The sequence below is a fragment of the Sphingomonas sp. genome, from assembly GCF_031426035.1.
GTDB lineage: Bacteria > Pseudomonadota > Alphaproteobacteria > Sphingomonadales > Sphingomonadaceae > Sphingomicrobium.
In genome coordinates, this window is the sequence record NZ_JANPKO010000006.1 from 37,965 (window position 1) to 58,433 (window position 20,469).

At 67.8% G+C, this 20,469-nt stretch carries 20 protein-coding genes and 1 pseudogene; 10 read left to right on the forward strand and 11 right to left on the reverse strand.

Annotated features, from left to right (window positions below; genetic code table 11):
- Nucleotides 1–130 precede the first annotated feature (130 nt).
- On the forward strand, nt 131–784 hold the full coding sequence (locus RMP08_RS00575) for a superoxide dismutase (RefSeq protein ID WP_310466995.1): 654 nt from the start codon (nt 131–133) through the stop codon (nt 782–784).
- On the opposite strand, the gene RMP08_RS00580 is transcribed toward RMP08_RS00575, so the two are convergent.
- From RMP08_RS00580 to RMP08_RS00610, 7 genes are all read right to left on the reverse strand, one after another.
- Complete coding sequence (locus tag RMP08_RS00580; protein ID WP_310466996.1) at nt 774–1,535, reverse strand: ABC transporter permease; 762 nt, start codon at nt 1,533–1,535, stop codon at nt 774–776. The two genes, RMP08_RS00575 and RMP08_RS00580, sit on opposite strands and share 11 nt — an antisense overlap.
- Nucleotides 1,532–2,470 carry an ABC transporter ATP-binding protein gene (locus RMP08_RS00585; RefSeq protein WP_310466997.1) on the reverse strand — a complete coding sequence of 313 codons (939 nt, stop codon included), beginning with the start codon at nt 2,468–2,470 and terminating at the stop codon, nt 1,532–1,534. Before RMP08_RS00585 ends, RMP08_RS00580 begins: the two co-directional genes overlap by 4 nt.
- Nucleotides 2,467–3,081 carry a septation protein A gene (locus RMP08_RS00590; RefSeq protein ID WP_310466998.1) on the reverse strand — a complete coding sequence of 205 codons (615 nt, stop codon included), beginning with the start codon at nt 3,079–3,081 and terminating at the stop codon, nt 2,467–2,469. Before RMP08_RS00590 ends, RMP08_RS00585 begins: the two co-directional genes overlap by 4 nt.
- Entirely contained in the window at nt 3,078–3,992 is a 915-nt protein-coding gene (gene ftsY, locus RMP08_RS00595) for a signal recognition particle-docking protein FtsY (RefSeq protein ID WP_310466999.1), read from the reverse strand. The genes RMP08_RS00590 and ftsY overlap by 4 nt, the downstream gene beginning before the upstream one ends.
- Nucleotides 3,989–5,131, reverse strand: a complete 1,143-nt coding sequence (locus RMP08_RS00600) for a radical SAM protein (RefSeq protein ID WP_310467000.1) — start codon at nt 5,129–5,131, stop codon at nt 3,989–3,991. Before RMP08_RS00600 ends, ftsY begins: the two co-directional genes overlap by 4 nt.
- On the reverse strand, nt 5,128–5,931 hold the full coding sequence (gene dapF, locus RMP08_RS00605) for a diaminopimelate epimerase (RefSeq protein ID WP_310467001.1): 804 nt from the start codon (nt 5,929–5,931) through the stop codon (nt 5,128–5,130). The genes RMP08_RS00600 and dapF overlap by 4 nt, the downstream gene beginning before the upstream one ends.
- Nucleotides 5,932–6,001: 70 nt before the next feature.
- Nucleotides 6,002–6,817 carry a class I SAM-dependent methyltransferase gene (locus RMP08_RS00610; RefSeq protein ID WP_310467002.1) on the reverse strand — a complete coding sequence of 272 codons (816 nt, stop codon included), beginning with the start codon at nt 6,815–6,817 and terminating at the stop codon, nt 6,002–6,004.
- Between the two features lie 217 nt (nt 6,818–7,034).
- Between RMP08_RS00610 and ffh the strand changes: the two genes are divergently transcribed.
- From ffh to RMP08_RS00635, 5 genes and pseudogenes are all read left to right on the forward strand, one after another.
- The gene (gene ffh, locus RMP08_RS00615) at nt 7,035–8,510 is read left to right on the forward strand and encodes a signal recognition particle protein (protein WP_310467003.1); all 1,476 of its coding nucleotides are present in this window, start codon (nt 7,035–7,037) and stop codon (nt 8,508–8,510) included.
- Between the two features lie 26 nt (nt 8,511–8,536).
- Nucleotides 8,537–8,998 (forward strand): annotated as a pseudogene (gene rpsP, locus RMP08_RS00620) (30S ribosomal protein S16); the annotation flags it as partial.
- 234 nt (nt 8,999–9,232) lie between these two features.
- Complete coding sequence (rimM, locus tag RMP08_RS00625) at nt 9,233–9,739, forward strand: ribosome maturation factor RimM (protein WP_310467004.1); 507 nt, start codon at nt 9,233–9,235, stop codon at nt 9,737–9,739.
- Between the two features lie 94 nt (nt 9,740–9,833).
- A complete protein-coding gene (locus RMP08_RS00630; protein WP_310467005.1) occupies nt 9,834–11,765 on the forward strand; it encodes a hypothetical protein in 1,932 nt (643 codons plus the stop codon).
- A 175-nt stretch (nt 11,766–11,940) separates the two neighbouring features.
- The gene (locus tag RMP08_RS00635; RefSeq protein ID WP_310467006.1) at nt 11,941–12,651 is read left to right on the forward strand and encodes a hypothetical protein; all 711 of its coding nucleotides are present in this window, start codon (nt 11,941–11,943) and stop codon (nt 12,649–12,651) included.
- On the opposite strand, the gene RMP08_RS00640 is transcribed toward RMP08_RS00635, so the two are convergent.
- A complete protein-coding gene (locus RMP08_RS00640) occupies nt 12,648–13,577 on the reverse strand; it encodes an NAD(P)/FAD-dependent oxidoreductase (RefSeq protein WP_310467007.1) in 930 nt (309 codons plus the stop codon). The genes RMP08_RS00635 and RMP08_RS00640 overlap by 4 nt on opposite strands.
- Nucleotides 13,578–13,642: 65 nt before the next feature.
- On the opposite strand from RMP08_RS00640, the gene trmD reads away from it, so the two are divergent.
- Together trmD and rplS are read left to right on the forward strand one after the other, a co-directional pair.
- Nucleotides 13,643–14,380 carry a tRNA (guanosine(37)-N1)-methyltransferase TrmD gene (trmD, locus tag RMP08_RS00645; RefSeq protein ID WP_310467008.1) on the forward strand — a complete coding sequence of 246 codons (738 nt, stop codon included), beginning with the start codon at nt 13,643–13,645 and terminating at the stop codon, nt 14,378–14,380.
- Nucleotides 14,380–14,790 carry a 50S ribosomal protein L19 gene (rplS, locus tag RMP08_RS00650; protein WP_310467009.1) on the forward strand — a complete coding sequence of 137 codons (411 nt, stop codon included), beginning with the start codon at nt 14,380–14,382 and terminating at the stop codon, nt 14,788–14,790. The genes trmD and rplS overlap by 1 nt, the downstream gene beginning before the upstream one ends.
- A 59-nt stretch (nt 14,791–14,849) precedes the next feature.
- Here the strand turns inward: rplS and RMP08_RS00655 are convergent, their stop codons facing one another.
- Nucleotides 14,850–17,063, reverse strand: a complete 2,214-nt coding sequence (locus tag RMP08_RS00655; RefSeq protein ID WP_310467010.1) for a M20/M25/M40 family metallo-hydrolase — start codon at nt 17,061–17,063, stop codon at nt 14,850–14,852.
- Nucleotides 17,064–17,176: 113 nt separating this feature from the next.
- On the opposite strand from RMP08_RS00655, the gene RMP08_RS00660 reads away from it, so the two are divergent.
- A complete protein-coding gene (locus RMP08_RS00660; RefSeq protein WP_310467011.1) occupies nt 17,177–18,208 on the forward strand; it encodes an aspartate-semialdehyde dehydrogenase in 1,032 nt (343 codons plus the stop codon).
- Nucleotide 18,209: 1 nt separating this feature from the next.
- Here the strand turns inward: RMP08_RS00660 and RMP08_RS00665 are convergent, their stop codons facing one another.
- Both RMP08_RS00665 and RMP08_RS00670 read right to left on the reverse strand, forming a co-directional pair.
- Nucleotides 18,210–18,872, reverse strand: coding sequence for a Fe2+-dependent dioxygenase (locus RMP08_RS00665; protein ID WP_310467012.1), 663 nt, complete (start codon nt 18,870–18,872; stop codon nt 18,210–18,212).
- Between the two features lie 2 nt (nt 18,873–18,874).
- On the reverse strand, nt 18,875–19,921 hold the full coding sequence (locus tag RMP08_RS00670; RefSeq protein ID WP_310467013.1) for a hypothetical protein: 1,047 nt from the start codon (nt 19,919–19,921) through the stop codon (nt 18,875–18,877).
- A gap of 47 nt (nt 19,922–19,968) precedes the next feature.
- Between RMP08_RS00670 and RMP08_RS00675 the strand changes: the two genes are divergently transcribed.
- Entirely contained in the window at nt 19,969–20,418 is a 450-nt protein-coding gene (locus RMP08_RS00675; protein WP_310467014.1) for a GFA family protein, read from the forward strand.
- The last annotated feature ends 51 nt before the right edge of the window (nt 20,419–20,469 follow it).

Sequence of the window (20,469 nt, forward strand, 5' to 3'; positions counted from 1 at the left end):
ACAGCAACTCCGTTGGCCGCGCTTCTAGGGCGAAGCGGCGGCTTACCGCAAGGATTTGCGGGCGATCGGCGGAGCAAGGCGGGGGCCGCGTCGTTGATGCCGTGATCCCCCTCGCGGACAGGAAACCGCCATGCCTTTCACGCTGCCCGATTTGCCGTACGCCAAGGACGCGCTGGCGCCGCACATGTCGGCCGAAACGCTCGAGTTCCATCACGGCAAGCACCACCGCGCCTACGTGACCAAGACCAACGACCTTGCGACCAAGGCCGGGCTCGAGGGCAAGTCGCTGGTCGAAGTGGTCAAGGCGGCCAAGGGCAAGGGCGACAAGAAGCTGTTCAACAACGCCGCGCAGCTATGGAACCACAGCTTCTTCTGGCAATGCCTGACGCCGGCGCAGGGGCAGAAGCCGGAGGGCAAACTGGCGCAGCGGATCGAGCGCGATTTCGGCTCGGTCGACGCACTACTGGAGAAGCTGGGAACCGAAAGCACCGAGCATTTTTCCAACGGCTGGGGCTGGCTGGTGCTCGATGGCGAGACATTGAAGGTGACGTCATTGCACGACGCCGACACTCCGCTGGTGCACGGGCTGGTGCCGTTGTTTACGCTCGATGTGTGGGAGCACGCTTACTACATCGACTATCGCAACGAGCGGCCGAAGTTCGCGGCGGCGGTGCTCAAGAACATCGTCAACTGGGAGTTCGTCGCCAAGAATCTCGACGGCAAGGGTTCCGAACGCGCCGACCAGCCGGCCACCGCCGCGCGCGAAAAGGAAGCTACTGCTTGAGGCGATAGCCGGTGCGAAAAATCCACGCGACGCCGGCGAGGCAGGCGAGGAAGAACCCGAGCGTCGCTGCCAGCGCGGTGCCGAAGGCGACGTCGGCCGTGCTGAAGAAGGTCCAGCGGAAGCCGTTGATGAGGTAGACCACGGGGTTGAACAAGGTGATCGAGCGCCACGGCTCGGCCAGCATATCGATCGAGTAGAAGGCGCCGCCGAGGAAGGTCAACGGGGTGACGATCAGCAGTGGGATGACCTGGAGCTGCTCGAACCCCTTGGCCCACACCCCGACCATGAAGCCGAACAGGCAGAAGGTCGCGGCGACCAGCAGAAGATAGATCAACATCAGGAACGGGTGGTCGATCTCGAGCGGCACGAACAGATGCGCGGTGGCGAGGATTACCAACGCGACCACGATCGACTTGGTGGCCGCCGCGCCGACATAGCCGAGCACGGTTTCGAGCGCCGACAGCGGCGCCGAGAGGATTTCGTAAATGGTCCCGGTGAAGCGCGGCATGTGGATGCCGAAGCTGGCGTTGAAGATGCTCTCGGTGAACAGCGACAGCATCATCAGGCCGGGGACGATGAACGCGCCGTAGGGCACCCCGCCGATCTCGCTCATGCGGCTGCCGATGGCGGCGCCGAACACCACGAAATAGAGCGAGGTGGTGATCACCGGCACCGCGAGCCCGGTCCACAGCGTGCGCGCGAAGCGGTGCATTTCGAAGCGGTAGATGGCGAGAATGCCGCGCCAGTTCATGCCGCGCTCCTGGGTTGGTGGACGAGGGTGACGAAGATGTCCTCGAGGCTCGACTGCTTGGTGTCGAGGTCCTTGAACGATATCCCGGCGTCGCGCATCGCGGTGAGCAACGAGGGGATTCCGGTGCGCTCGGCCTTGGCGTCGAACTCGTAGGTCAGGGTGGCGCCGTCATCGCTCAGCGCGGGGCGCCACTCGGCGAGCGCGGCGGGCACCGCGGTCAGCGGCTCGGTCAGCTGGAGGTGGAGCACCTTGCGGCCGAGCTTCTTCATGAGCTCGGCCTTGTCCTCGACCAGGATCAGCTCGCCCTTGGCGATGACCCCGACGCGGTCGGCCATTTCCTCGGCTTCCTCGATGTAATGGGTGGTGAGGATGATGGTGGTGCCGTCGCGGCGCAGGCGGCGGACCATCTCCCACATGTCGCGGCGCAGCTCGACGTCGACCCCGGCCGACGGCTCGTCGAGGAACAGGATGTCGGGCTCGTGGGCGAGCGCCTTGGCGATCATTACCCGGCGCTTCATGCCGCCCGACAGCTCCTTCATGATCGTGCTGCGCTTGTCCCACAGCGAAAGGTCGCGGAGGATCGCCTCGATCTTGGCCGGGTCGCGGGGCTTGCCGAACAGCCCGCGGCTGAAGCTGACGGTGGAGATCACCGGCTCGAAGGCGTCGGTGGTCAGTTCCTGCGGGACTAAGCCGATGCGGGCGCGAGCGGCGCGATAGTCGCTGCGCCAGTCCTTGCCGTCGACCAGCACGGTGCCGCCCGACGCGGTGACAATGCCGCACACGATGTTGATCAAAGTCGTCTTGCCCGCGCCGTTGGGGCCGAGCAGGGCGAAAATCTCGCCGCGACGAATGTCGAGGTCGACGCTCTTGAGCGCCTCGGTGCCCGACGCATAGGCTTTGCGCAGGCCGCGGATGGAAAGGATGTTGTCGCTCATTCAACAGGTCCGGGCTCGGCCGGCGCGGCGTCGTCGCGGGCGAGGCCGTGGCGCATCAGCATCGGTACGTTTGCGAGCGCGAACAGGAAGGTGAGGGGAATCGCCCCCCACAGCTTGAAGCCGACCCAGAATTCGGTCGAGCTGTTGCGCCACACTGCCTCGTTGAGCGCGGCCATGAAGACGAAAAACAATGCCCAGTTGCGGGTCAATTTGACCCATCCAGGCGGGTCGAGCCCGGGGTAGGTGCTGCCGAGCACCGCTTTCAGCAACGGCCGCCCGGTGGCGAGGCCGAAGCCGAGCAGGCCCGCGACGAACAGATAATAGATCGTCGGCTTCAATTTGATGAAGGTCTCGTTGTGGAGCCAGATGGTCAGCCCGCCGAGCACCACCACCATCACGCCGGAGAACCACAGCAAGGGCGAGATGCGCTTGTAGCGGACGTAGGAGAACAGCATCGCGGCGACCATCGCCACCATGAAAGCACCGGTCGCGACGAAAATCCGCGCCGCGTCAGGGACCGGGGCGAGGAAATTGACGAGGAAGAACACCAGCAATGGGCCGAGGTCGATGAGCAGGCGCGAGCCGCCTTGCGGTTCGGTGTGCGCGGTCATTCGGGCAGCCCGGCGATGGCGCGCGCGACCGCGCGGGGGTCGAACGGGCGCAGGTCGTCGGCCTGCTCGCCGACCCCGATGGCGTGGATCGGCAGCCCGAACCGCTCGGCCGCGGCGACCAGCACCCCGCCGCGCGCGGTGCCGTCCAATTTGGTCATGATCAATCCGGTCACACCGGCCAACTCCTTGAAAACCTCGACTTGCGCCAGCCCGTTCTGGCCGGTGGTGGCGTCGAGCACGAGCAGAACGTCGTGCGGCGCTTCGGGGTTGAGGCGGCCCAATACGCGGCGGATCTTGGACAATTCGTCCATCAAATGGGTCTTGTTCTGCAGCCGCCCGGCGGTGTCGACGATCAAAGCGTCGATGCCGGTTTCGGTCGCCTGGCGCACCCCGTCGAACACGATTCCGGCCGCGTCGCCGCCTTCCTGGCCCGAAATGTCCGGCGCGCCGATGCGCTGGCCCCAGATCTGCAATTGCTCAATCGCAGCGGCGCGGAAAGTGTCGCCGGCGGCGAGCAGCACGCCATAATCCTGCTCCTTCAGCCAGTGCCCGAGCTTGCCGATGGTGGTCGTTTTTCCCGAGCCGTTGACGCCGATCACCAGGATCACGTGGGGGCGGGGGAAGCCCCACACTTCCAATGGCTTGGCGACGGGCGCGAGGATCTTCTCGATCTCCTCGGCGAGAATGGTGCGGAGGCCGCGCTCGTCGAGCTGCTCGAAGCGCTTGGCGGCGATCGCTTCGCGGATGCGCTTCGACGCCGCAGGGCCGAGGTCGGAGGCGATCAGCGCCTCCTCGATATCGTCGAGGGTCGAGGTGTCGAGCGCGGCCTTGGTGGCGAGGCCGGCGATGTTTTCGCTGACGACGGCGGCGGTCTTGGAAAAGCCGCCGCGCAGGCGGTCGAGCCAGCTCATGCCCACGCCCCGACCAGATGGTCGCCGTCGATGGCCACGATGCGGGCCAGGCCGTTGTCGCCGCGCACGGTGCCCGGAATGGTTATCGGCGCGAAGCCGTCGCTATGGCCCTTGGCATTGTTCTCGATCAGCACGCGCTGATTGGTCCCGACCAGCGTGTGCAGCCACGCCGAGCGGCGCTCCGCCGCTTGTTCACGGAGCCGCGCCGCGCGGGCCTTGATTGTCGCGTGATCGAGCTGCGGCATACGCGCTGCGGGGGTCCCACTCCGAGCCGAGAAGGGAAAAACGTGCGCGGCAACGATGTCGCAATCGTCAAGCAATCGCAGTGTGTTGTCGGCCATATCCTCAGTTTCGGTGGGAAAGCCGGCGATGAGATCGGCGCCGATCGTCGCGTCGGGCCGCGCGGCTTTGATCCGCTCGACCATGCGCACCGCATCGGCGCGGCCGTGGCGGCGCTTCATGCGCTTCAGGATCATGTCGTCGCCGGCCTGCAGCGAGAGATGGAAATGCGGCAGCAGGCGCGGCTCGCCGGCGATCAGCGCGAACAATGTGTCGTCGATCTCGATGCTGTCGAGCGACGACAGGCGCAGGCGCTGCAGTTGCGGAAGCTCGCGCAGCAGCCGTTCGACCAACGGGCCGAGGCCACCTTCGTAGCTGGTGATGTCGACCCCGGTCAGAACGATCTCGGCCGCGCCCGCATCAAGCTCGGCGGCGACCGCGTCGCGCACCGCCGCGAACGGCAGCGAGCGGCTCGGCCCGCGCGCAGTCCAGATGGTGCAGAACGTGCAACGATGGTCGCACCCGGTCTGCACCGCGACGAAGCTGCGCACGCGGCTGCGGAAGCCGGCGGCGACGGTCAGCGGGGCTGCGAAATCGCGAGTGCGCACCTCGTCGACCTCGGGCATCGCGGCGAATGCGGTGGGGTCGAGCTGCGCCGCGCAACCGGTCACCACGATCCGCGCGCTCGGGCGTTGCCGACGAGCACGGCGGATCGCCTGGCGGGTCTGGCGAACCGCTTCGTTGGTGACCGCGCAGCTGTTGATGACCAGCCAGTCGGCGCCCGCCGGCGCGGTGCGCTTGATCGCCTCGCTTTCGGCGAAGTTGAGGCGGCAGCCGAGCGTCACGGTATCGACGCTCAAGACAGTTTTCCCAGGTCGATCTCGCCGCTGAACACATGGGTGGCGGCGCCGACCATGCGGATTTCCTCGCCCGGCGCCCACGCCACGCTCACCGCGCCGCCCGGCATCGCGACTTTGACCGGCGAGGTCACCCGCTTGGACTTGATCGCCGCCACCGCGGTCGCCGAAGCGCCGGTGCCGCACGCCAGCGTCAGCCCGGCGCCGCGTTCCCATGTGCGCAATTTGAGGCTGCCGTCGGGCTGAACCGCGGCCAAGTTGACGTTGATCCGCTCGGGGAAAGCGGGGTCGTGCTCGATACTCGGGCCGAGCCCGTCGAGCGCGATGACGTCGACGTCGTGGACGAAGAAGATCAAATGCGGGTTGCCGACCGACAGCGCCATCGGCTTTTCGAGCGGCCCCCAGCCGAGCGGGATGGCGTCGGTGTCCATCGGATAGGAGAGGGGAATGGTGTCCCAGGCGAATTTGGGCTCGCCGAGGGTGACTTCGATCTCGCTGCCGGCCGCGCCGCCGGTGACGATCCCGCCGCCGGTCTCGATGGTCTTGGCCCCGGTCAGCGCGACGACGCAGCGCGCGGCGTTGCCGCAGCTCTGCACCTCGCCGCCGTCATGGTTCCAGATGCGCATGCGCAGGTCGGCGGTTTGCGAGGGTTCGAGCACGATCAATTGGTCGCAGCCGATGCCGGTGCGGCGGTCGGCGATGGCGCGGGCGAGGGGCTCGGGCATGGCGAGCGGCTCCTGGCGCGCGTCGAAAATGGCAAAATCATTGCCAAGCCCGTGCATCTTGTCGAACCGCCGCGTCATCGGCGCGTGACTTAGGGAGCGGCAGGAGCCGAGTCTAGCGAGGGGCAGACGGCAGGGGCCGCGACCGACGTCATGCCGGCGAAGGCGAGCCCGGGATGCGTGCCCAGGCGCCGATGATTTCCGGGCTGGACATGATTGCCTGGGCTTTCTCGAGACGCTCGCGAATGCGCAGTTCGAGCGTGTCGATCTCGATTTCCTCGGCGGTCGCGACCTCGAGCGCCTCGACCAACGGCAGCATCACGCGCAGCGAATTGGTCAGCAGTCCCGGACCTGCGCTGAGATAGCCGCCAATCTCGGCCCCGAGCCGCATGTCCGGCGCGGGCAGGCCGACCTCCTGAAACAGGCTGTGGAGCCTGGGCCCCATGCCGATGTCGATACCGGCCCGCTTGAAGGTTTCTCGCAACCAGCCGAGCGCCTGGTCGACCAGCGGCACCGGGGGCACGGTCTTGCCCGCGGTCAGGTCGATTTCCTGAAACGCGACCAGGCCGCCGGGCGTCACATGGTCGGCGAGCTCGGCGAGGACGGCAGCCGGGTCCGGCAGGTACATCAGGACAAGCCTGCCGACCACGGCGTCAAACATCTGGTCCGGCGGAATCCCGTCATTGACCGAGGCATTGACGAACTGCACCTGCTCGATCCCTCGCGTGTCGGCAATGCCCTGGGCAAGGAGGACTGCCTGCTCGGATTCCTCCAGCCCGACGACCTGGCCCTCGGGTCCGACCAAGTCGGCGAGGATGAAGGTCAATTCGCCGGAACCGCTCGCAAACTCGAGCACCCGCATCCCCGGCGCGATGCCGGCCTCGAGCAAGAACTGGCGCGTGATCGGGTCGAATGCTTGGGCTGGCATGCCGATGCTGCTCGGCACCGGGTCATAACGGACAAGCATGATATCGCTTGAAGCTGGCCTCATATTGCGCTCCCCGTCCGGTGGGATCTGCGCGGCTTGCTTGATAGTCGCTCAACGGCTATGCGCCTCGGCGTCGTTTTCGACAATACATCGATGTTAAGCGCCCATGGGTGCACGCCGGCCAACGAGGTTTCGTTCGCCGGCGCAATCGCGTTTGGGATCCCCGGACGGGCCTGGCATCGTTGAGGAGATTGGGATGTTCGACAGTCTGAGCGACCGGCTCGGCGGCGTGTTCGACAAGCTTCGCGGGCGCGGTGCGCTCTCGGAGGCCGACGTGCGCGGCGCGCTTCGCGAGGTCCGCGTGGCGCTGCTCGAAGCCGATGTCGCGCTGCCGGTCGCCCGCGATTTCGTCGACCAGGTGACCGAAAAAGCGGTCGGCGCCGAAGTGCTGCGCTCGATCACGCCGGGCCAGATGGTGGTCAAAATCGTCCACGACGCCTTGGTCGAGATGCTCGGATCGGAAGCCAGCGAGCTCAACCTCGACGTCAATCCGCCCGCGGTGATCATGATGGTCGGGCTGCAGGGCTCGGGCAAGACGACCACCACCGCCAAGCTCGCCAAGCGCCTCACCGAGCGCGAGCGCAAGAAAGTGCTGATGGCATCGCTCGACGTCGCGCGGCCGGCGGCGCAGGAGCAGCTTGCGGTGCTCGGGCGCCAGGCCGGGGTCGACACGCTGCCGGTGATCGCCGGCCAGCCGCCGGTCGAGATCGCGGCGCGGGCGCTGCAGGCGGCGCGGCTGCAGGCCTATGACGTGGTGCTGCTCGACACCGCCGGGCGCCTGCATGTCGACGACGCGCTGATGGGCGAGATGAAGGCGGTGGCGACCGCTTCGCGCCCAGTCGAGACCTTGCTGGTGGTCGACAGCCTGACCGGGCAGGACGCGGTCAACGTCGCCAAGGGCTTTTCCGCCGAAGTCGCGCTGACCGGGGTGATCCTCACCCGCATGGACGGCGATGCGCGCGGCGGCGCCGCGCTGTCCATGCGTGCGGTGACCGGGCAGCCTATCAAGTTCGCCGGTACCGGCGAGGCGATCGACGCGCTCGAGGCATTCCACCCGAGCCGCGTGGCGGGGCGCATCCTCGGCATGGGCGACGTCGTCAGCCTGGTCGAGCGCGCCGCCGAAACGATCAAGATAGAGGATGCCGAAAAGCTCGCGGCCAAGATGGCCAAGGGCAAGTTCGACCTCGACGACCTGCGCGCCCAGCTCGACCAGATGAAGCGCATGGGCGGGCTCGGCGCACTCGCGGGCATGATGCCGGGGCTCAAGGGCATGAAGGGCGCGATGGACAAGGCGCAGGACGGGAAAGCGCTGGTCCATCTCGAGGCAATGCTGTCGTCGATGACCGCAAAGGAGCGCGCGCGGCCCGAGGTGATCAACGCCAAGCGCAAGATCCGCATTGCCAAGGGCAGCGGGACCACCGTCCAGGAGGTCAACAAACTGCTCAAGATGCACCAGGAAATGGCCGGGATGATGAAACGGCTGAAAAAGATGGGGGGCTTGGGCAAGCTCGCCGCGATGTTCGGCAAGGGCGGGCTCGAGGGCGCGCTCGGGGGCGCGGCGGGCGCCTTGCCCGGAGGTTTTGGCGGCGGCGGAGGGCCGGCCCTGCCGGGGCTCGGCGGCGGCGCCCAGTTCAATCTCCCGCCTGGTTTCGATAAGTTTTCAAAGAAATAATGTAATCCACGAAAAGGAATAGAAAAATGGCACTTGCAATCAGACTGACCCGGGGCGGCGCGAAAAAGCGGCCGTACTATCGCATCGTCGTCGCCGACAGCCGCGCGCCGCGCGACGGGCGCTTCATCGAGAAGCTCGGTACCTACAATCCGCTGCTGGCCAAGGATTCGCCGGATCGCGTGAAACTCGACGGCGAGCGCATTTCGCACTGGCTGTCGGTCGGCGCCCAGCCGTCGGACCGCGTGCTGCGCTTCCTCGACGCCGCCGGGATCAAGGAGCGTGCTGCGCGCAACAATCCCAAGAAGGGCGAGCCGGGCGAGAAGGCCAAGGAGCGCGTCGAGGCGCAGGCGACCAAGGCCGCCGAGGCCGAGGAAGCCAAGGCCGCCGCCGCCGCCGCGCCGCCGGTCGAGGAAGTGGTGGCTGAAGAGGCTCCGGCTGCTGAGGAAGCGCCTGCCGAGGACGTGACCGCCGCGGAGGCTCCCGCCGCCGAGGAAGTTGTCGCCGAGGAAGCCGGCGCCGAGGCGCCGGTGGTCGAAGAAGCCGCTGCCGAGGAGGCTCCCGCTGCAGAGGAAGCTCCCGCTGCAGAGGAAGCAACGGCCGAGGAAGCGACCCCGGCATCGGACGCCGAGATCAAGGGCGAGTCGACCGACGCGCCGGCCGAAGGCGCCGACGAGGCCGCCCCCGCCGAAGGCGCCGAGCACGCCGAAAAGGCCGAATAGGTCTTGGCCGCGCCGGCCACCGCACACGGCAAGCGCATCGCGCTCGCGGCGGTGGCCGGCGCCCATGGCGTCAGGGGCGAGGTGCGCTTGAAGCTGTTCGCCGAGAGCGCCGCCAGCCTGTCCGCGCACAAGCGATTGTTCGTCGGCGGCAACGAATTGGCGCTGGCAACGCTGCGGCCCGACGCCAAGGGCGCGGTGGCGCGCTTCGAGGGAGTCGCCGACCGCAGTGCGGCCGAGGCCTTGCGGGGATCGCTGGTCGAGGTCGACCGCGCCGCGCTGCCGCCGCTTGGGCCGGGCGAATTCTACCACGCGGATATTATCGGGCTGCCGTGCGTCGATCGGGACGGCGCGGCGCGCGGCTCGGTCGTCGCGGTGGAGAATTTCGGCGCCGGCGACCTGCTCGAGATCGAGGGCGCGGACGGGCGGCGTTCGCTAATCCCGTTCAGACCGGGGATCGCCGACCTCGAGGGCGACCAGCGCATCGTCCTCGACCCTGAATTTCTCGCTTAACCGCTCCTGCTTAACCGCGATTGTTCAAATGGGCTGAACGGCGGCCCGCGCCATGCTATGCACGGCCCACGAGTACAGCGGGGGCGCGGTGGAAATGGCAGTGGAGTCCGTTCAGCCCGGCACCGCATTGCAGCCGTCGCGCCTGAGGCTGCCGGAGCGCATCCCCGACCTCAAGCAGCCGTGGCTCAAACTGTTCCAGCTGGTGTGGATTCCGGCGCTGCTGCTGGCGGTGCTGGGGCCGGCCATTGGCACCTGGTACCGGCTGACCACCGCAAGCCAGAACTTGGCGCTGGTGCTCGGCAGCCGGGTCGGACTGGCGCTGTCCGATTACGACCTTACCAATGTCCGCTTCCCGGTCGGCGACGCGGCGCGCGCGGCGGGGGTCCAGCCGGGCGACGACATCATCGCCATCAACGGCGCTCCGGTCGCCAAGGTGGTACCGATCTCCGAACGCGGCATGGCGCGGCCCAACGACGCCACCGACCAGGACTATGAATTGTTCGGCGCGGTGATCCAGGGCGCGGACGGCGAGGAAGTGCGGTTGCGCCTGCGCGGCGCCGATGGTGCGATACGCGAGTTCACCGCCGCCAGCAGCGAGCGTCACATCGAGCAGGGCGCGCGCGGGCTCGGGCTGCCAACCTGGTTCCTCAACATTTTCGACCTGCTCCACGTGCTAACTTACCCGTTCCTGCTGTTCGCGGCGTGGATCCTCCACCGCCGCAAGCCCGAGGACCTGGTCAGCTCGATCCTGTCGCTGGCGATCCTCCTCACAATTGCCTCAGAGCAGCCGTCATTCGCCTTCCTGATCAATGTGCTAAAGGTACCCCAGCCGCTCCATCAATTGCTCTACGACTGCGGCAACATCCTGCTGCTGCTCGGCATCTTGCTGTTCCCGTTCGGGCAATTGCGTCCGCGCATCGTGGTCGGCCTGGCGGCACTCCTGCCGGTGCTACTGTTTCTCCAGGGCGACCTCTACCGCCTAATGTTCATGCTGCTGATCACCGCGGCGGTGGCTTTGCTGCTGCTGCGGCTGCGCAACACCGCGTCGGGGGATGCCCGCCAGCAGCTCAAATGGGCGCTGTTCGGCTTCTCCGGCTACGCCTTGTTCCTCGCCGTCCCGACCATCGCCGATTTGTTCAAGCCAGGGGTCGGCTCGTTCGGCAAGCTGCTGACGCTCGAGGTGCTCGGCGGCTTTTCGTTCGGCATCGCCTTCCTCTGCCTACAGATGGGCATCCTCATCGCGCTGCTGCGCTTCAGGCTGTACGACGCCGAGGTGGTGATCAGCCGCTCGGCGACCTTTGCCCTGGTCACCCTGATCATCGGCGGAGTGTTCGCGGCGACCTCGGAAGGGGTCAAGGAACTCGCCCTCAATTTGCTCGGACGCGATGCCGGGTCGGGGCCGACGATCTTCGCCGCCGCGCTCGCCACAATCCTGGTCAGCCCGGCGCAGGAGCGCATCCAGCGCTGGTCCGAGCGGCGCTTCCAGCGGCAATTGGTCGCGCTGCGCGACGATCTGCCCGAATGTGTGCGCGACATGCGCGTCACCGCCTCGCTCCACGAACTGCTCGAAGAAGTGCTGGCGCGGATCCAGTCGGGCGTCCGCACCACCCGGCTGGCGGTCGCCATCGGCGGTCAGGTCGCGAGCATGCGCGGGGTTCGCCCTGAAGAGCTCGAGGCATGGCGCGCGAGCAACGAGGCCGGGCTCGCCGACACCGCCGCCGAGGGACCCGACACTTTGTTCCCGGTGCGCATTCCGCTGCGTATCACCCACGGCGCCAATGAATCGCTCGGCTGGCTGCTGGTCGGCCCGCGCCCCGATGGTTCGAACCTCGGCAAGGACGAGCGTGAGGCATTGGAGGAAGTCGCCGACCCGGTCGCGCGGGCGATCAAGATAGTCACCCGCCGTGAGGGCCGCGAGCGCGAGGTCGAGCAATTGATCGCGCGCCACGAGCAGCGAATCCGCGAACTCGAAGGGCGGCTCGACGACGCCACCGCGACGGTTCCGCCGGCGGCGGCGCACAAGTGAGGTGACGCGCATGGCCTGAACTGGCACGCCGGTTAAGCGGCGGTTGACCATGTTGACGCATAAGCATAATTTGCCGCTCCCGCGCCCTCACAGGCGGGACTCGACGCTTTCGATAGGACGCATTCGATACCAGGCTCGCGCGCTGCCGGGGCGGCGCGATCGACGGGAGGCCCAGATGATCGCACGCAGCATGAAGATGACGCTTGTTTCGGTTGGCGCGAGCCTGCTGCTGGGGGCGACCAGCGCCGCCGCGGCCGTGGTGGTGGTCCGCTCGACCGGGCCGTCGGCGAAATCCTACCCGGCCGGCAAGACGCTAGCCGACACTGCCAAGATCGAGCTGCAGGCCGGCGATTCGCTGACCCTGCTGACCGCCAAGAGCACGCGCACGTTGCGCGGGCCCGGCACGTTTTCGGCCGCTTCGTCGGGCCGCGCCCAACTGGCGATGGCGGCCAACCGCCGCTCGCGCTTCGGCGCTTTGCGCGCCGGCGACTTGCCGGAAAACCCCAGCCCGTGGGACGTCGACGTGCAGTCGAGCGGCAAGGTGTGCATCGCCGACCCCGCCAAATTGATGTTGTGGCGGCCGACCGCGGACGAGGCGACCACGGTCACGCTGAAGGGCCCTGGCGGCACGGAGCAGACGGTCGACTGGGCGGCCGGGCGCCTGACCGTGCCGTGGCCGGCGACACTGCCGGTGGTCGACGGCGCCCAATATGAGCTCGACTGGAGCGGGGCCAGCGAGCCGACCTCGGTCAGCTTCGTCACCCTCGCGGCGACCCCCACCGACCCGGTCGGAGCGGCGCAGACCCTGATCGAGAAAGGGTGCGACAAGCAGCTTGATTCGCTGGTCGACGGCCTCGGCAAGGAAGCGCCCGAAACGGCCAACTAGGCTTCGGCTGGCGCCCGCAAGATCGGCCGCTCGCTGGCGAGGTCGTTGCGGATGGTGGTCGCCGCCACCCCGCCTTCGCCCATCGCGTGGCTGATCTGGTCGAGACCGAGGACCACGTCGCCCGCCGCATAGAGCCCGCCGATGCTGGTCCGCTGGTGGCTGTCGACCTTGATGCACGCGTCGTTGCTCAAGTCCGCGCCGACCATTTCGGCGAGCTGGGTGTGGGTGTCCGAGCCGAGCGCGGGATAGACGCTGTCGAAGGTGTAGTGGCCCTCGGCGGTGTCGACCACGATCAGGTCGTGGTCGATCGCCACCGCTTCTGCCGGGCCGTCGACGGTGTTGATCCCGGCATCCTCGAGCCGCTTGCGATCTTCGGCCGAGACGACCAGCGCCTTGTCCGGCGCGATCAGCGTCACGTCGGCGGTATAGCCGCGCAGGAACAGCGCCTCGCCGACCCCACCCTTGCCCGAGCCGATCACGCCGACTTTCTTGTCGGTCACTTCATAGCCGTCGCAGATCGGGCAGTAGCGGATCAGCCCGCGGGCCAGCGCGTCGTCGTGGAGCACCTCGTCCATCGGCGGTCGGCGGTTGGTAACTCCGGTGGCCAGGAGCACCGAGCGTGCCTTGACCTCGCCCGAGCCCCATTCGGCGGCGAACAGGCCGTCGCATTTCTCCAGCTTGGTGACCCGCGCGGTTTCGATTCTCGCGCCGTATTTCTGCGCTTGCTCGCGCATCCGCTCGAGCAGCTCCTTGCCGCTGATGCCGTCGGGGAAGCCGGCATGGTTGTGGCTGCACGGGATCCACGCCGCGCGGCTCTTGCCGGCGTCGATGACGCGGATCGCGAGGTGGAAGCGGGCGAGGTAGATGGCGGCGGTCAGCCCGGCCGGGCCGCCGCCGATGATCAGGCAATCGAGGGGTTCGTCCATCGCTGCGTAGCGCGCGGGTGTCCCGGCGAGTTCCACCCAGCCGACGGCAATGCTAGGCGCGCGGGATGACTTTCGCCGCCACCGTCGTCACGCTTTATCCCGAGATGTTCCCCGGGCCGCTCGGCGTCAGCCTCGCCGGGCGCGCGCTGGCTGACCGGTTATGGTCGCTCGACACGCGCAACATCCGCGACTTCGCGACCGACAAGCACCGCAGCGTCGACGACACGCCGGCCGGCGGCGGAGCAGGGATGGTGCTCCGCCCTGACGTTCTCGCCGCAGCGATCGACAGCGTCAGCGATGGGCGTCCGATGCTCGCGCTGACTCCTCGGGGCAAGCCGCTGACCCAGGGCCGCGTGCGCGAACTTGCCGCCGGACCAGGTGCGATCCTGCTGTGCGGGCGGTTCGAGGGATTCGACGAGCGCATCTTTGAAGCCCGCGACATCGAGCCGGTGACGGTCGGCGACTTCGTGCTGTCCGGCGGCGAGCTAGCTGCGATGGTCCTGCTCGATGCTTGCGTTCGGCTCATCCCCGGGGTAATGGGCGCGGCCTCCAGCGGAGAGGAGGAGAGCTTCGAGCAGGGGCTCCTCGAATATCCGCACTATACCCGACCCGTAACCTGGGAAGGTCGCACGATCCCCGAAGTGCTGCGATCGGGGGATCATGCGAAAATAGCGGCGTGGCGCCACCAGCGCGCACTCGCCGACACACGGCTATGGCGGCCGGACCTGATCGAGCGCCACGGGGGCGCATCGCAGGCACCGCCCTCTGGCGCGCGGCACGACAAAGACGAAGGTCAAGACTGATGAACCTCATCGAGACGCTCGAGCGCGAAGCCATTGACGCGCTGACCGAGCTCCGCGCCGTTCCCGAATTCCGCCCCGGCGATACGCTTAGGGTTGGCGTCAAGGTCGTCGAAGGCGACCGCAGCCGCGTGCAGAATTTCGAGGGCGTGTGCATCGCCCGCTCCAACAAGGGGGTTGGCTCGAGCTTCACCGTGCGCAAGATTTCGTTCGGCGAGGGCGTCGAGCGCGTGTTCCCGCTCTATTCGCCGGCGATCGACGCGATCGAGGTCGTGCGCCGCGGCGCCGTCCGCCGCGCCAAGCTCTATTATCTGCGTGGCCGCACCGGCAAATCGGCGCGCATCGCCGAGCGCCGCGACCCGCGCCCACCCAAGGGCAGCGAAAACGTCAAGGCCGAGAAAGCCGACGCTTAAGCTTTCCGGCACACAGATCCACGAAGGGCGGGGGGCAACCTCCGCCCTTTTCGTATCTGCTAGAGCCGCACCCGCGTCATCGCCAGGCTCGAGTCGGCGGTATATTGCGCCCGGGCATTGGCCGGCCGCGCGCGCACCAGCAAGCCAGCCGCGGGCGGCAGGCCCGGTCGCCAGCCGAGCACGATGAACTCGATCGGCCGCGGGGAGCCAATCACCACGTCCATCACCAGCCCCTCGCAGCTGCGCCCGAAGCAGCGCAGCGTATAGCGGCCGTCCTTGCTGCCCGCCCCGACCGGGCGGACGAAGGAGCCGGTCCCGGCCGAGCGGATATCGGCATCCTCCGGCGCGACCAAGGTGACGCTGACCGCACCCTTGGGCACGAGGCGGAGGCTGATCCGGCGGCCGGCGCCGGCGCCCTGGCGACCGACGACTTGGACGGCTGGGGCAGGGAGCGCGTCAGTCACCGGGGCCGCGGCAAGCCAGCGCTTACGCTCGCTGTAGGGCAGCTCGCCGCGCTGCCATTGGCCGAGCGGGGTGAAAGCGGCGGGCAGCGGGGCATCGTCGTTGGTCACCGACCACCACGCGCGCGCGCCGTCGGTGACATGCTCGAGGCTGAATTGCTGCTGCTTGTCCGCAGAATATGCCGGCGCGGCTGCTGCGGCGCCCCAGCCGGCCAGGGCGAGGATCGCGGCTCCGACCAGCGACCGGCGCGGGCTCACCCCGTCGAGCAGCGGCTTGGCCTCGATCAGCGCGGGGAGCAGGATCACCGCGCCCAGAGGCGCCAGCAGCCAGATCGGCCCGCGGCTGAGCAGTTCCTCGAGCAGCGCCAGCATCGCGCCGAAGGTCAGGAACAGCAGCAGCACCGCGCCCAAGGCGGCGAGCCGTTCGGCCCCGCGAGCGTTCTTCCCGGCGAACGCGCCAAGCAGCACCACCAGCGCCGGGAACAGGAAGAAGATGATCCCGCCGGGCGCGACCAGTGCGATGGCCGCGCCGATAGCTACGAACAGCAGCCAGAAAGCTGTGCGCAGCCGCTCGGCATCGATCCCTTTGGCGAGTGTCGCCAGGACGCCGAGCGTGGCGGCGATGGCCGAGGCGTAGGCCGCCAGCTGCGACCACAGCGGCATCGCGCGCCAGAACATGCCGGGGCGGACCAGCCCGACGATCATCTGCGCGACCCAGGCAAGCGCGGTCGCCAACAGCAGCGCCGCGACCACCGCCAGCAGCGGGCGGCCAAGACTGCCGCGGTGCCATGCCAGCCAGCCGAACCCCGCGAGCAGTGCGACCAGCAGCACCACGCCGACCACCAGCGGCAGCTGGATCAATTCGGTGCCGAGCAGGTCCATGAAAATGCGGTTGCCGCTCGCTTGGGGGACGCCATCGGCGAGCGCGGTGGCGAGTGCGAGCGTCTGGTCACCCATGTGCTGGAGGCTGCGCTGGTCGAGCGCGGCGAGATTGTCGCCGGCGCTGTGATAGCGCGTCTCGTTGCCGATGATGGCGAAGTTGAGCGTGGTCCAGCCGCGCTCCGAGAAGGAATTGACGTCGGTGTAATTGGGCATCAGCCGGTAGATATCGGTCGCCAGCGAATTGGCCACCGGCACGTCGACTGCTTTCCCGAACATCTTGACCGCGGCGCCGTTGGGCATGCTCGTCTCGAACATGTTGGCGGGACCGGTGACGCCGCGCCCCTCGAGGTTGATCAGGCTGTCTACATCGCGGCTGAGCGGATCGGCGAGAAACGCGCGCGCGCCGACCAGGCCAAGCTCTTCGCCCTCGTTGAAGAGGATGGTGACGGGGCGCTTGAGCGGCTTGTCCTTGAGCAGATGCGCGACCTCGAGCAGCGTTGCGACGCCGGCCCCGGCATCGCCCGCGCCCGGCCCCGCCGGGGTGCTGTCGTAATGCGCCGAGAGCAGCAGCTGCTTGCCTGCCGCCGGGCCGATGGTGACGACGACGTTGCGCACCCGCGCGCAGGCCAGCCCGCGCGCCTTGTGCAGTTCGTTGCAGGCGACCGCATCGCGCACCAGCGGCGTGAGGCCCATGTCGCGCAAATGGACCAGCATGCGCTCGCGCACCGCGTCATTGGCCGCGGTGTCGGCGGGGTGCGGGCGCTCGTCGCCGAGCAGGTCGGTTAGCCGCGCCATCGCGCGATGGGTGTTGAACTCGTCGGCGGCGGGCACCTGGCGCACGCTCGGCAGCGGCACCAGCCAGTCCTTGGCCGCCATCGCGCCGAGCAGCCCCACCACGATCAGCACGATCAGCAACATCGGATTGCGCATCGATTCCCCCCGGTCTCGCGTCGCAGGCGGTCTTGCGCCTCAAGAATGGCTAGCCATATCGCTTTCCTTGGCCGCTTGCGATAGGCGCGGCTCAAATCGCATTGGAGAGCCAAATGAGCGGGTACCGGGTCGCGGTCGTCGGAGCCACCGGCAATGTCGGGCGCGAGATCCTCAACATCCTCGCCGAGCGCCAATTCCCGCTCGCCGAAGTCGCCGCGGTGGCCTCGTCGCGCTCGACCGGCGACATCGTCGACTTCGGCGACAGCGGCAAGACGCTCAAGGTTGCCAACCTCGAGCATTTCGATTTTTCCGGGTGGGACATCGCTTTGTTCGCGGCCGGCTCCGAAGTCAGCAAGGCGCACGCGCTGCGCGCCGCGTCGGCGGGCTGCACGGTGATCGACAATTCGTCGCTGTTCCGCATGGACCCCGACGTGCCGCTGATCGTGCCCGAAGTGAACTCCGAGGCGATCGCCGGCTACCGCGCCAAGAACATCATCGCCAACCCCAATTGCTCGACCGCGCAGCTGGTGGTGGCGCTGAAGCCGCTGCACGATTTCGCGACCATCAAGCGGGTGGTGGTGGCGACCTACCAGTCGGTGTCGGGCGCGGGCAAAGCGGGCATGGACGAACTGTTCGAGCAAAGCCGCAACATCTTCGTCGGCGATTCCAACACGCCGGTAAAATTCACCAAGCAGATTGCGTTCAACGTCATCCCCCACATCGACAGCTTCCTCGACGACGGCTCGACCAAGGAGGAGTGGAAGATGGTGGTCGAGACCAAGAAGATCCTCGATCCCCGCATCAAGCTCACCGCGACCTGCGTGCGGGTGCCGGTGTTCGTCGGCCACTCCGAAGCGGTCAACATCGAGTTCGAGAACGAAATCACCGCCGCCGACGCGCGGCGCATCCTGCGCGAGGCGCCGGGCGTGATGCTGGTCGATAAGCGCGAGGACGGCGGCTACGTCACCCCGGTTGAATGCGTCGGCGACTACGCCACCTTCGTCAGCCGCATCCGCGAGGATTCGACGGTCGAGCACGGCCTGTCGCTGTGGGTGGTCAGTGACAATCTGCGCAAGGGAGCGGCCTTGAACGCGGTGCAAATTGCGGAGCTGCTCGGCCGCAAGCACTTGCAAAAGGCGGCGTGACCTAGGGCTGCTCGCCCCAGTGGCGGAGGAGGTTGGCCTGGATCAGCTGGAGGCGGCTGAAATTCTCCTGGCTCATCTTGCCGCCCTCGAGCGCGGCGACCTCGTTCAATTCAAATAGCATGTGGCGGCGGAACGGGTCGGCGACACGGCTCTGGATGAAGGTCACCGCGACCAGCCGCTCGCCGCGGGTCACTTCCTCGACCTCGTGCAGCGTGTCCGACGGGTAGACGATCGCCTGGCCCGGATCGAGCTTGAAGCGGATGCTGGCGTCGCCCAGGCGGATGTGCAGCGCCCCGCCGTCATAATCCTTGGGGTCGTTGAGGAAGATGGTGCAGCTCAAGTCGCTGCGCACGGTGCCGCCCGGCAGCGGTAGGTAGGCGGCGTCGGCATGCGCGCCGTAGTGCATGCCGGGGCGGTAGCGGGTCAGCAGCGGCGGGGCGATCTGCACCGGGAACGCGAACTCGTGGAATTCCTCGCTCTCGATCAGCGCCTTGTGAACGATCGCCGCGCTCTTTTGATAGGCGCCATGCTCGTGGAGTTGCTCGTTCTGCTTGGCCTGGTTGTGCGGGTTGGACACCTTGCCTTCGACGAATTGCGCGGTGGCGGCGATCTCGCGGCACTGCGCGACTTCCTCGGCGGACAGAATATCGAGCACCCGGTACATTCTTAGACGACCTCCCCGGCGGCGCGGGCCAGTGCGCGCTGCAGCAGCGGCGACTTGTCGGCGAGGGCGGCGAGCATGGCAAGCGCGGCATCGATCTCGGCGCGGTGCGTGGCCGCGGCTTCGGCGAGGAGGTCGCGGCGCAGGGCCGGGCTGTACTCATATTCGAGTGCCTTGGAGTAGCGCCGCATCAGCGGCCCCGCGCAGATTTCTTCCAATCGGGATTGCGAGGCGGGGAGGCCGAGGAAGTCCGCGGTGCGCGCCAGCGCGGCCGGCATGTCGCCGAGCATCGCGTCGAAATCCTCGAAATGGGCCGCCCCGATGGCCTCGGCCGCCGCCTCCAGCGCGGTCATCTCACACGCCCAGGCAATCGCTGCCCGCTCAGCATCGTTGGCGGTGTTGTCAGGGGCAATGACGCCCCGCGTCCCCAGCCGCTGGCGGCGGGTGTCGGCGAGCAGGGCCAATTCCTTGCGTGAGTTTTCGCCCGCAAGAATGCTCGCAATGTAGTTGCGCGGGGTCGCGAAGAGCAGCAGCGCCTTGCCGCCCGGCGCGACCAGCTCGGGCGCGATGTCGCTGACGAAGCTGGTCGCCTTGACCAGCGCCACCTGATCGGCGGCGAACGTCCGCGACAGCAGCACCTGAAGCGGCCCTGTGAAAGTGCCGCGCTGCTCAGGCGCGAGCGCCGCGACATCGCGCAAAATCCGCGGCTCGCGCACCGCCAGCACGCCGTCCAACTCACCGAGCAGCCGCGCAACCAGGGTCGAGCCGACATGGCCGATATGAAAAATCCACCGCGCGTCGCGCCGTGCATCGGCGGGCAGCGAAGCGGCGACCACCGCCCAAGGCACGACATGCGCGGTGTGCGGCGCGTCGAGCATGCGGTCGTCGAGAAAACTCGCGGCGCGATAGGCGGCGGCGTCCATCGCCACCAACCGCACCAGCCCCGATCCGGCGTCGAGCGCCTGCGGCAGCCACCGCCCGTCCACCGCGATCGCGGCGGCGCCGGCGGCTGCCGCCTTTGCATCGGGCGGGGCGTTGGGAACGCTGGACATGGCGCCCCTTAGCCGCACAAATGGCGTCATTCCAACGGGAGTCCGATATGGCCGAGGACAGGATGAGCGGCGGCTGCGCATGCGGCAAGGTGCGGTTCACCGCCAACATCGCTGACGACGACGCCTATTTGTGCCACTGCCGGATGTGCCAACGCGCCACCGGCAGCGTGTCGATCGCGTTCAAGAACATCCGCCAGGCCGACATCGAATGGGAAAGCGGCCCCGACTGGTACGACAGCTCGCCGATCGCCACGCGCCCGTTCTGCTCGGCGTGCGGCACCTCGCTCGGCTTCCAGTTCAAGGAGGGCAGCGAGAACCTCGACGTCACCGTCGCCGCGTTCGACGACCCGGCACGGTTCACGCCCAAGCATCATTTCGGCGCCGAGAGCATGCACCGCCAGTGGATCAACACCGAGGGCCTGCCCGAGCAGCGCACCGACACCTACCAGAAGCTGATCGACAAATGGGTCGCGGCGACGGGCAGCGTGCCGGGGTAAGAGCTACGGCCCGGGCGCGCGCCAATGTCTGCCATCGACCCATTGCGGACA